Source organism: Desulfosporosinus sp. I2 (assembly GCF_000960765.1).
GTDB lineage: Bacteria > Bacillota > Desulfitobacteriia > Desulfitobacteriales > Desulfitobacteriaceae > Desulfosporosinus.
In genome coordinates this window covers 1-12,342 of record NZ_JYNH01000139.1, presented here as the reverse complement: position 1 = coordinate 12,342, position 12,342 = coordinate 1, and the positions used below count along the sequence as shown (strand labels likewise).

Genomic DNA, 12,342 nt, shown 5'->3' with positions numbered 1-12,342 from the left:
ATTGTAAGAGGTTTGCTTAATATCCTGGCCATTGTAACTAAATGGAAACTTTGCAGTTGATGGTGCTTTTAGGGATTTTTCTACAGCAGATTCTGCAGCCGTCCAAGCAAATGCTTTATCGCTATCGCTAGGAATAACACTCGAAGAAGATTGCGATGTGTTGTCAGACGTTATAGTGGCTTGTATTGGATTAATATCATAAGAATCAAATGTCTGACCATTAGCCATTTTTAAACCTGAGTAGTTAATAATGTCCGTCCCTTCATTATGTTTTATTTTTACTGCTTTTGATTTAACATAACTATAAGTTGTATCAGTTAGATCTATTTTGGGATGTTTTGCTTCAATAAGAGCAGAAGAGAATCTATCATATATATCGTCACCTTTAAGATATTTAGTTTTTGTATCAAATTGTTCATATTTATTATTTGCTTGAATGGTTAATTCATTACCCGAAATCTTCCAAGAGTCGATATAATCAATATTAGTAAGAAATTTACTTACGGATGTTTGTAAGTGATTATTTTCTACTACTGAATTAATTATCGAGTATGAGACAAAAAGTAACACGATGATTATACCTGTAGCGATGAGTTTGTTTTGCTTTATTTTTAGTAATATATGGCTATTACCATTCTTAATACTGGTTTTTTCATTTGGTTTCAGTGTCTTGACATTATTTACGCTGGTGTAATAACTACCACATTCGCATTTAATACCAGGTTTTAAAATGTCATATATCATAGGGCTTTGATATCTAAGTTGCGTTTTGTCTACGGAGATAATCTTTCCGCATGAATTACATTTACAGTTGATTACGCTATCTTCTGCCGTTTGAAATTCTAGTGGCATGCTATTAACCCTCCTTGTTGAATTCTATTTTTGAAATTGATTTCCACATTTTAAACAAATAAATACTGCTTTTTTACTCCCAACTAATCCACCTAACAATCCAACAGGCCCTAGCAAAATCCCACCTACCGCTGCTTTACCTAAACCAAACCCTTTGTTGTTTGCAGTTAAATTAGTTGATTTGCATTTAGGGCATTTTAATTGGCTACCATTAGTAGTACTCGCAACTTTACTGGTAGGTTTTCCTTCAATTGTTAAACACCCTCTACCACAGGGACACTTTGAATTTGAATTGATGTTAAATCCACTTCCGGTTGGAGTTAGGTTTTCCCTTTTCATTTTAAGAACTCTACCACAGCTATCACATTCTGCTAACACATACAATTCGTCTTGTCCAAAATACTTCATCCTTATAATCCCTCCCTTTCTTTTTGCCTAAATATAACAATACCACCTGCCACGGACAAAAATATGTTACACACTGGATATGTCGATGGCTCTCGCGGAGCATATTATTCACACACACTTCATTGAAACAAATTGTTATGTATTTCTATAATCGCCACTCAAAAAGGGTTGTCCCTGACGACAACTATATTCCTAATTGACGGCGAAACATGGCGAAACAGTGAATTGAGGTCAACAAAATCCCCCTACACTTCATGAGAGCAGGGGAAAGTTGTTATAAATTTAAATAGACATCTTGCACACGAATTAAGAATTTACAGATTAATTCCATTCAGCAGATCCCTTAACTTCTTTAGCTCCTCCGAAGTCAATGTAACACCTTTGCCCATCTTAGCATGATCCGGAGACCATTCCCGAATGTCATACTTTGGAGCCGCATCATTCCAACTAACAAGACTCAGTTCCTTGGTCCAGCCTTTTGCTGATTCCGATAGGACACCGATTGTTTCTTTGATTTCAAATTTGATTTCTGGCATAATTTACAACTCCTTATTCTTGATTTGATTTGATTTGACATTCATTATATTGCTTAAAGAAACTTGCGCCATGCCTCCCACTACCTATCGGTACTGAGTACCATATTTCCTCCTTGATCATCTAATACAGTGGACAACCTAGTATTTACTTCTAGCCAATGACTATCTAAGTCATTGCTTCAAGTATACCTTTGGACTAATCATCCAGCCTTAGTTATCCCGCAGCATTTGACGGCTGATCCTGGCGCACTTCGAGGATGTTAAATGAAAGAACCATTTATATAACTGCCAATAAATACGATTTTATGACATATTAAAATCCTCGTTCTTCGTTGATAAACTACAGTAACTGACTAGAACTCTATTACCCCATCAATCTCTTTCATGATCCGGTCGGTTTCAGTGAGCGCCACGATTATTTTCTGATAATGCAGTATATCATCCTTGGTTACTGCCATACCTTTGCGGTCTTTCAGCCATTTCTGTGCTGGTTGGTAACCGCCGATATAAAACTCCCAAGCCACCTGTGGCACACCGAAAAATCCCTGACCGTCTTTATTGATAAATATAGCACCGTCTTTATAGATCGGATTTTCCACCACATTGCTACCTCCCGCAGGGTAGCTTGTTATCAGGTTGTCCAGCGCTGGTGACTCCATCAGATGCAGTTGTCGTAAATATCTACCCAACTCCACCAGCTTCCAGAACATCTCCTGATCGGTTGGATAGGGCACACGGGGAAAGTCGATTTTCAGCAATTCTCGATATCTTTCCCTATATCTGTTTGAATAGAGAACAGCGTAAATATAGTCAAGCAAATCAAGTGAAGAGAACGAATATTCAGAATCAATAATTACATTTTGAGATAAAGATAGCCCCAATGAATTTGAAATATTTTTCACAATTGGCTCGCTTAGATTGGGGATTAATTTACTTCCTTGATAAGTCTTAGAAACTACAAATAGTGGCAAGTGGTATGACTGAATGGTTCTTTCTGCACACTTCATTTCGGAAACACAATTAGTGACTAAGAAGCTATCAATTGTCTCGGACTTGTTCTGTCTACCAACTAATAATGCCACATTGTTGGAATGTATCATATGACACATAGTGGTATATCTTGGACGACCTAAAAAACCTCCAGATCGTGTCGTCAATGCTGTATAACGAATATCAAATGGTCTAAAGAGAATTGGTACAATTGTGTATTCGTTTGTTGAAAGATCACTTTGTGCACTTTCGATAGACCATGTGCCACTTTTACTACCATACTTCTTTTCTATTTCGAATTTTTGAAGGCATTTGAAATCATTAACAACTAGTTGAGTATCACTTTTTTTAAAGCCAATTGTGAGTTTGTCGTTTTTAGTCTGAATTCCAGTGTTTTTATTGATGAATAGATCATTAACTGAGAAACCCTCTTCGTACTTATTGCTTTGGCTATAATCTTTGTTTCCAAAGAAATAATATGGATCATTCGGTTGAATCTTCTGCCAGCAAATATCCTTCAACCTACTGTTTCCAAGCAACGAGCTCTTTATTTCTCGAACACCGAAAACATCAGTATAATAGACCTCACAATTGGTTAGTGATTTCTTATTTTTAACAAACAGACTAATACTTACTCCTTGTTGTATGTCAAAAACATTCTCGTCCTTGCTTCCGTCAGGGCATGATTCGCGTCTGTTAGAATCGCCATGCAGATTAATTAGGTATATCTTTGTAAACGATTCCATTAGTGTCTTTCTCATTTTTCGATGAGTAACACCACCGATAAAACTGTTATTTGTAATATAGGCTAATATACCATTACAAGTTTTATCAACAACACTTTGTCCAAATCGAATGAATTTGATGTAGTCATCATCCAAATTGATTTTTCGTTCATTAAGACCTTCTTTGTAAATTGTAATTAAATCCTGAATCCATTCATTGCGATTTGAGCTGCTAACATTATATGGTGGATTGCCAATCACTACATTTATCCCTATATTACATTTCGCCTGATTCGCCTCAATGGACTCGGTCGCCAATGGGTCTTCCCAAAGAGCAGCTTGCATTGATGCATTTCCGGCTTCTTCAAGCGAGTTGGTAAGGAAAACATTGACGCGCTCGTCACCGATGAAATCATAGCCGGTTTCTTTCAAAACCATTGCCAGCTTCATGTGGGCTACTGCATACGGAGCCATCATCAGTTCAAAGCCGTTTAAGCGCGGCAAAAGATGCTTTGGCACATATTCGTTCCAATGCCTTTTTACTTCTTCCTCCGATTTTCCCATATTCTGCACCTTGAAGTTGTCCCAAATCTGCAGAATGGTTTGACGGAGAAACGTGCCTGTGCCGGTTGCCGGATCGAGGATTTGAATGGCTGGGACTTCATCTGTATCGTCTACTATCTTTATCATCCCGTCAATTTTTCTCTTGCTCTCTCGCCGAATGCTGATTGTCTTGGTTTCGGTGGATGCCAAGCCGTTTGCATAACCAAACTCGGTCTTCAAAATATCATCTACAGCTCGGACAATGAAATTGACCACGGGCTGGGGCGTATAATAAACACCACGGCGCTTTTTTTGTTCGCTTTCATAGGCGTTCAGAAAGCCTTCGTAAAAATAGATGACGGGGTCTTCCTTACCGCCACCGGTTTGACGGTTGAAGTCATCCAATATTCTATTTGTATCGGTGTTCTTCAAAAGCTCGACGATTTCGTTTAGCTCTAGCTCGTCAAAGGACAGCTTGCTGTTTTTTTGGGCAAGGCACTCTTTCATGAGCTTCTTCAAAAACGGGTTGGTATTGGGGATGTGCTCAATGGCTTCCTCCGGATTAAAGTGATCGTCCGTATCCATACATCGTGCCGAGAATAAACCGTAAGCTACGGTTTGGGCATACATATCGGCGAATTGTTCTATAGTTAAATCATGAATTAACATCACCTTAAACTTCTCATAAAGACCATGTAAGTATCCCCTATTTGTTTCAATTTCAAAAACTTGCATGATTAGATTACGAGTTTTAACCGCCAGGTTTGCAAGTTCAGAAGATAAGGTTTTAGAATCAGTTACTACCTGCTTGTGTTTTCGAGTAAAGGCCCCCTCCCATTTAGTTCTCCAATTTTCAATATCGTTTGCATTATCTGGCCATTTCAATTTTCTTATATCTTCTTCAAAATTATAATTTATCTCATTTTTAGGCTCATAATAAAATGTTTTGAGAGTCGGGAGTCTTCCCTTTCCTTCAGAAAAATGAGCAAACCCAACAGCTCTATTATCAACATCGCCGAAAAAACATAAGAATAGCAAATCTTGCTTTTCCCAAACAGCATGGTCAATTATATTTACTCGCTTTGAGGGAATCAACTGAGATAATATTTTCCTTAAAGCCAATACAGGAATATGTTTACGTTCAAATTCAATATAGAAAATGCCCCATGGTTGATTATCGTTCAACGGTCTCAACTGCTTAATTGATTGAATCTTCGCTGCAAAGACATCAGAAAGTCCAAGTTCATCAGGCTCATATTCAAAAGTTAGATCATCTAAGTCTTCAATATTGGTAATGTCCAAAGGCCAGTTAAGCTCTGTGATAAAATATTCTACAAGTGTTTCAAAATCATTTACATCCCTTAATTTGCTTACCACAAATCTTCCTCCTCAATATAATTCCATCCATGTAGTCAGCTTTTGTTTAACGCCTATTGGAGCTTGCACTGATTTTAAGTAGGTTCTTTTTATATAATTTTCTAATAATTTTCTTATCTCACTAAAGCCTTCCGCAGTTACAGTTAGAATTCTGTTTTCACTTTTATCACAGCAGATTTCCTTCCATATGCCGAAAGCAAACTCCGTTATAGATTTCTGATCAGAGTTGTATACATACCATTTACATATGCCCTCATCTATCGACCATTCTCCGTCCTGATTTTTTATTGGCAATTTATAGCAGAAGAAGATTCCTTTGATATCACTTTTCTTTTTTCCACTATACATCCTCACGGGCAAACTATTTATATTGGATTCATACTCAGGATTATCTTTAATGAGAGATTCATAAGCCAGTACCATTTCCTCTTCTTTTGTTTCGGTTCCCTCATAAGCACTATTGAAATCTTTTAAAGTGTCATAGTCATCTGAGGGAGTTAAAAGTTGCTTTCCTTCTATACCAAAAGCTCTAGAAATTCTTAAAGTTTTCTTCGATACGGTTGAATAGAGTAATAATAGCTTTTCAAGCTCATCTGGTGGTAGGAAGTTCCAGAAATGAATATCGTCTCTATCATCTATAATGTCAGGGTGGTCTGATAAGAGTTTAAGCTCAATATCCTGATTTCTTCTTCTGTCAACACGCCCAACTCTCTGCATTAATCGAACAGGATTCCAATGAAGCTCATAGTTTATTAAACATGTTGCATCCTGAAGATTTAAGCCTTCAGCTAGCACATCAGTAGAAATTAATATATTTATTTCATCTTTTATTTCACTTGACGAAGAATCATTATAATATGGTGAAAATCTTACGATTACATCTCTTCGGTCGACCTTACTTTGACCATCAAGCTCATAAAGACCCTCAAGCCCTTCCTTTTGAAGCTCTTTATAAATGTATTTAGCAGTTGACCTGTATTCCGTGAATATTATTACTTTCTTATTTTTAAGTTTTTCATCATTTTTTTAACAAATCCTTTAAAACTTTAAGTTTGTCATCATTCTCAGCAGAAAAGTTAAGAATATCATCAATAAATGTTGCTAATACTTCAAGATCACTCACCGTATCAGATATCATTTGTTGAATATCAAAATCCTTTTCAGAGAGGTTTTCTTCAACATTCCATACATAATCTGGCAGGTCATCCTCTACATCTTCAATTTCTAAGTTGTATTCTTCAAAATACTTTTGATTAATATAATCAATTATTTTCTCTTTTCTTTTAAAAAAGTTTCCTATTATCCTCTCATTTTCACTGTTCTTATAATCTTTTAGGAATTTCTGTAATCTAATAAATATTTTTATGCAAGTCTCCTCAAATGCTATAGCAGAACTTTCAAACCTTTTTAAAAGTAGTAACCTAATTAAATTTACTACTTGCATTTGTCGTCCTTTTTTCATTTCATCGACGTTATTTATATCTCCAGTAAAATAGGACTTTTCGTATGGACAATAGACCGCAAGGTACAATATGGGCCTTGGGGTTTTTGTAAGTTTATCCACTTTATAAAATGAATCTATAAAATGCTCAATTAACTTCCCATAACTCTTTTTTAATGAGTAATCTGCAACTTCTGGCGGAAGTCTATTAGGGAAAAGAACCTTTGAATTTTCTAGCACGTTTAGACTTTTCTTTACATAAGCCCTACTTCTTTGAACAACAATTTCATTTACTAGGTTGTCCCCTTTAAAAATGGTATCTACTTCATCAGGAAAATCTGCCGCATCTAATGTGATATTATTAATTAATTCGTCCAAATTCTTTTCCATTTTTCTGAAATGACCAGCCAAGCTATGAATACCAAGTGGTGGTTCTTTAAAGTAATTATCAGTTCTCTGTGTAAAAAGCTCTATTAAGTGTTGGAAATCAAGGAAGCTATTATTAATTGGTGTTGCCGTGAGCATAAATAACTGTTTATCACTTCCAATACCAATCATTTCAAAAAGTTTTCTATATCTATTTGATCCCCGATTTCTAAAGTGATGAGCTTCATCAATAATGATACATTCTGCCTGTTCAGCAATCTTTTGCATAAGGTTTTGGTTTTTATCTAGAAGTAAATCAGTGTAATTAATAACCTTGAAGGAATAGAATCCATCTAAAATTTGAGGTATATATTTTCTAATATTCACTTCCCATACTGAAATTCTTGCAGAAGCCGGTACTATTAGAACAACATTCTTCCTTTCCTTCATTACAAGCCTTTCTATAAGCATTAAGCCAACAAAAGTTTTGCCCAAACCTACGCCGTCACATAAAAAAGCGCCCTTATATTTGTTTGCAATTTTTATTAACGAATGGTATCCATCTTTTTGATATTGCGCCAAAACAGGATAAATAACCGAAATATTTCGCTCCCAGTCTGATACTGATTGACCTTGCCCCTTAAAATATTCATACATTGACCGTAAATAAAGATCATATGGTGAATATTCTTTCGAGTGTTTCTCCATGACTACTAATAGATCCGGAGTAATATCTTCCGCTTGATTCCAATGATGTTCAAACCATTCTTGAAGTTGATCAACTTCATTCCTAACTTGAACGTTAAGCTCGATATTCAGGTTTAAGCCTGGCTTAGTAAAATTACTTGAGCCAACTAATGCATACCCAGTCGGTATATTCATTACTTCTGCTAAGTGTAGATGATAATCTTGCTTTAAATACGTTATATATGCCTTTGCATGGAATTTATTTTTTTTATAAACTCTACATTCAATTTTGTTATTCTTCATTGCCTCAACAATAGAAGGAACACCTACTAAAAATTCATTTGTGTCTTTTTCCGATTCTATACTATTATCAAGTCTTCCCAATATTTCAATTAACGCCTTTTCAAACACTTCTTTTGTTCGCTTTGTTACCTCATCGCCGAAAAGGACTCGAATCTTTTCTAATCCTTGCCACTTTCCGTCAATTTCAAGGAGACCCCCTATTTCAAAATAGCCAGTAGCAACATCCATTTTATAGGAAATATCACACCAGTCTTTCAAATATCTTTTGACCGACCATTCTGTTTTACTATTATCAACTATGAAAAGGTTTTGATATACCATAATTTCAAAATACCTCCAATACCTATAACTATACTTAAATTAAATCACTTCTGCGGTACGACCCATTTTACCACAGCCTATGGACATTTTTCCGAGTCATAATCTTCCTTGTTAAATACTTCCTTTAGCATAAACCAATAATAGCATGAAAGTATAGCTTGTTTCTTAACTTTTCAGAGATTTCCTGTAATTCACCCATATTAAAAAGCACCTGCCTCTAGCAGATGCCCTTTAAAATAAGTGACACTCTATCTCTTTTTTAGTATATCTCTTAATTTCTCAATGGAGAGATGTGATCTATGCAGCATTGAATGACAATTGGGGCATATAGGTCTCAAATCGGTTAATGGATTTACTTCATATTTCTTATTGATCTCGTTCAATGGCTTCAAGTGGTGAACTTCAATAAATCCTATACCAATATCCCCATAAGATTCTGCAAAATCAAATCCACACACACTGCATTTATACCCATACTCCTTGATACATTCTCGTCTTGCTTCGGGATTTCGCTCATATGCATTAACCGTAATTTGCTTTTTTGCTCCTTCAAATAAATGTATCGCTTCCTTTTCTGATATTTCTTCCGCTATTGTAGACATTTCTTGTGCTCTGTTGCATATCTTTCCTTCTGATATCAATTCTTCGATTGCTTCTTTTAATTCTGGTCTTAATATATAAAAGTACTTTCCATCACCAGTCGGAGAACCCCAATAAGGTATAGTCCACCATCTATTGCCTCCGTCACTATTTTTGGGCGGTTTAATATTAAAGGTTTCGCATATTCTCCTCGAAAAACTGATATTTCCACCTGATATAATGTGATAGTCTTTTTCGCCAAGTATTTCTGCTATTTCAGTTGCAGTTGATCTATGTAGCGAACTGTTAAAGACGACAAGAACTGTTTTTATATCAAGCTCATGAGCTATTCTATTATTTTGTAAAATATCTTTCCATTGCGATTTTGTTATAAGCGACTCATCTTTGTATTCTATATCATCCATGTTCAAGTAATTAACATCTTGAGAGGCAATAATATTTTCTTGTTTCATTTTCACATATCCAGGGAGACTAGAAATACGTTTTGGTACGTTTATGCGTTTTCCTATTTTTATCCCAGGGATATTAAGTGCGTTAGAAGATTCTAAATATAAGTATCCGTTTGAATCTAACAGAGCAGCAGGATACAATTTAATAAGACCGTAATAATTACCCCACTCACTATAAAGGCATTGTTTTGCCACCAATCCCCATTCGCTACATAGCTTAGACCCCTTGCTCTGTTTTGGCATGATCACCCCTCCAAAGGTTTATACTCAAAGATTCTACACACTCCCTTGTAAGATAGATATAGGGTTGATGGTTGAAAACCAACCCGAACGTTCCTTAATAACTTACTCCTTAATGTTCAGATGAATTAGTTGACACGCTGGATCTCAACCACTAAATATCGTGTTATAATCACTTTTGTCAGAGAGATAGATGTGCGTCCTCCCTGGATCCCTCATTTTGAGGCTTATCCGTAAAATAGCGTGTCACTCCACAAGAATGATTCAATGTTTAGCTGGTTGGGTCACTACATTAGTGTTACCCGTTTCAAATGCAAGGTTGTTTGACATTCTTCCTCAGTGGATGCTCTGATTCATCTGTTTGAAAGGTTGGTGTTCCCTTGTCTCAGTTTCTTAACGACTTCGTGGTCGGAATCGATGTTTCTTCTGAATTCTCTATTGTTGCCATGTTAGCACCCACCGGGGAACTCATCCGTAAACCGTTTAGGATCGATCACAATCCTGCCGGCTTTCGCAAACTGCTGGATATTCTTAAAAAGAAGAAGAGCGGTTAAATCGAAAGCCCATCTACTTCGTAGAATCTACGGGTATCTTTCATTTACCACTCTTCTTCTTCTTGAAATCGAATGACCTCAAAGGTTTTGTCGTTAACCCTTTGTGCGTCCATTCTACCAAGAATTTCGACTTAAGAAAAGTGAAAAATGATAATAAAGATTCTGAAGCCATTGCTCGACTTGCTAAATACCAAGACATTAAAGTTTCCATGATCCCTGAACCACAAATTCTTGCTTTGCGCATGATGACGAGGGAGTATTACGCCGTTGCAGATATGCTCACTGAGATGAAAAACAGGCTTTGTACGGATCTCTACTTGCTTTTCCCTGGATTCCTTGGCGTGTTCTCTGGACCCTTTGGAAAGACGGCCTTATCAGTTCTTAGGAGCTATCCTTCTCCTAGTGCTCTTCGCGAAGCCGACACCGATGATCTCACTCTGTTAATCTCGAAAACCAGTCGTAAGAGCTCTGAGTGGGCCTCTAACAAGGTGGCGCTGCTTCGTGATTGTGCTCAGCTTGCTTCTTCTATGCCCAGTGAATTCTCATTGCTTGATACTAAGATCAAGTTTCATATTGATGGGATAGAACACATGCAGGCAAGCTTAAATGGCATTGAGGCACAAATCCACAAGATGATTGATTCCAAAGAATTCCCAGTTGAGGCACGCCGGAATGTTGAGCTTCTTGACGATATACCAGGTGTTGGCTTCTTGACGGCCGCTACGCTGATTGCTGAGATCGGGGACTTTAGTCTTTTCAAATCCCCTAAAGCCTTTACGGCATTCTTTGGTCTTGATCCCTCGGTCAATCAGTCCGGTAAATTCAACGGGGACCGAAACAAGATCTCTAAACGAGGCACACGAATTGGGAGAAGGATTCTTTTTACCATCGCCATGGCCTCCATTAGAACAACACGCAATGGTAAGGAGATCAACCCAGTTCTAAGAGAGTTCTACACGTCAAAATGCGTCAACAAGAAGAAAAAGGTGGCTCTCGTGGCCGTCATGCACAAACTTCTCCACTACATCTTTGCCGTTCTTCGTGACCAAGAGCCCTTTGTGATTAAAAGACCTGAAGATCATCAGACTTGGAGGGCAACAAAACCTCAACCGGCAGTTGCTTAAGTTGGATACGACAGATTCGGATCGTGTCAAGGGTGATACGAGGGATACCGGAGGGCGTTAGACCGAGGATATGCTCGCCATCATCCCATTGACACGTGCACGACACCCAAACGCTTGAAGACTGCAAAGTCTCTTTTACCCCAGAGAGTTACCCCAAATTGAAAGAGAGTTTGCCTGGCTAGCGCCGAGCGTCCCGTTTCTCTAAAATGGGCTTCTAATAGCATTAAGGTCATTGTTCGGATTTTTCAATGGCTTAGTTTCCAATACCCTATTTTCGGAATCGAAAAACATAACAAATAATCGAACAAACCCTTGACTTTTATTAGCTGGTCTAAATATTCCTCTCGTTTTAGCATACCTATAAAGATAAATGGAAATAAAACTATGGCGTAAAATGTGTCGGAAAAGCAAGAAAGCCTCTACCGTCAAACAGCAGAGGTTTTCTTTCAGTCAAATCTAACTGATTTTTACAACAAAGGATACTTCCTCATTCAACATACTTACATCCTGTGTTTTATAGCCAGCATTTTGCCAAGCTACAGCTTGTGAATGGGTATGATCATTTGCCCACCACTCTCGATGCGATCTTGCAGTAGAGGGTAACTTAAAACCAAGAATAGTTTCTATTTCCTGAAAAGCTAACTTTGCACTGTTGCCCTTTTTATTTTTCAGATAGTTCGTTAGGTCGATATACTTGTCACCTTTTGGCATTTTAATTCCATCCCCTTTCAGGGAGATTATATCATGCTACCCTCTTTGTAAATCAAGACTGTTAGTTGTATTGTGATTGAGGAAATTATTAATATTACTGCACATAGCTTTGAAA

The 12,342-nt window shown here is 37.1% G+C and carries 8 protein-coding genes and 1 pseudogene; 1 reads left to right on the top strand and 8 read right to left on the bottom strand.

Annotation, left to right across the window (positions count from 1 at the left end):
- The 7 genes from UF75_RS21125 to UF75_RS30440 all read right to left on the bottom strand — a co-directional run.
- Positions 1–852: hypothetical protein (locus tag UF75_RS21125; RefSeq protein ID WP_045576533.1), on the bottom strand; the 852-nt coding region annotated here is incomplete at its 3' end.
- 24 nt (positions 853–876) lie between these two features.
- Positions 877–1,260 carry a hypothetical protein gene (locus UF75_RS21120; protein ID WP_045576532.1) on the bottom strand — a complete coding sequence of 128 codons (384 nt, stop codon included), beginning with the start codon at positions 1,258–1,260 and terminating at the stop codon, positions 877–879.
- Between the two features lie 314 nt (positions 1,261–1,574).
- Positions 1,575–1,796, bottom strand: coding sequence for a YdbC family protein (locus UF75_RS21115; RefSeq protein WP_045576531.1), 222 nt, complete (start codon positions 1,794–1,796; stop codon positions 1,575–1,577).
- A gap of 353 nt (positions 1,797–2,149) precedes the next feature.
- On the bottom strand, positions 2,150–5,431 hold the full coding sequence (locus UF75_RS21110; RefSeq protein WP_045576530.1) for a type ISP restriction/modification enzyme: 3,282 nt from the start codon (positions 5,429–5,431) through the stop codon (positions 2,150–2,152).
- Between the two features lie 12 nt (positions 5,432–5,443).
- A complete protein-coding gene (locus UF75_RS29375) occupies positions 5,444–6,388 on the bottom strand; it encodes a C-terminal helicase domain-containing protein (protein WP_242860372.1) in 945 nt (314 codons plus the stop codon).
- Between the two features lie 61 nt (positions 6,389–6,449).
- Entirely contained in the window at positions 6,450–8,549 is a 2,100-nt protein-coding gene (locus UF75_RS21100) for an SNF2-related protein (protein WP_045576528.1), read from the bottom strand.
- Between the two features lie 248 nt (positions 8,550–8,797).
- The gene (locus tag UF75_RS30440) at positions 8,798–9,841 is read right to left on the bottom strand and encodes an HNH endonuclease (protein ID WP_052693503.1); all 1,044 of its coding nucleotides are present in this window, start codon (positions 9,839–9,841) and stop codon (positions 8,798–8,800) included.
- Between the two features lie 377 nt (positions 9,842–10,218).
- Between UF75_RS30440 and UF75_RS21090 the strand changes: the two are divergent.
- Positions 10,219–11,516, top strand: a pseudogene (locus UF75_RS21090) (IS110 family transposase).
- Between the two features lie 456 nt (positions 11,517–11,972).
- Here the strand turns inward: UF75_RS21090 and UF75_RS21085 are convergent.
- Positions 11,973–12,227: a hypothetical protein gene (locus tag UF75_RS21085; protein ID WP_045576527.1), complete on the bottom strand. Its 255-nt coding sequence runs from the start codon at positions 12,225–12,227 to the stop codon at positions 11,973–11,975.
- Positions 12,228–12,342: the final 115 nt, after the last annotated feature.

Bases quoted from the DNA above. Each gene is read 5' to 3' on its own strand.
- UF75_RS30440 (WP_052693503.1), bottom strand. From the start codon at position 9,841: ATGCCAAAACAGAGCAAGGGGTCTAAGCTATGTAGCGAATGGGGATTG.
- UF75_RS21115 (WP_045576531.1), bottom strand. From the start codon at position 1,796: ATGCCAGAAATCAAATTTGAAATCAAAGAAACAATCGGTGTCCTATCG.
- UF75_RS21100 (WP_045576528.1), bottom strand. From the start codon at position 8,549: ATGGTATATCAAAACCTTTTCATAGTTGATAATAGTAAAACAGAATGG.
- UF75_RS21120 (WP_045576532.1), bottom strand. From the start codon at position 1,260: ATGAAGTATTTTGGACAAGACGAATTGTATGTGTTAGCAGAATGTGAT.
- UF75_RS21085 (WP_045576527.1), bottom strand. From the start codon at position 12,227: ATGCCAAAAGGTGACAAGTATATCGACCTAACGAACTATCTGAAAAAT.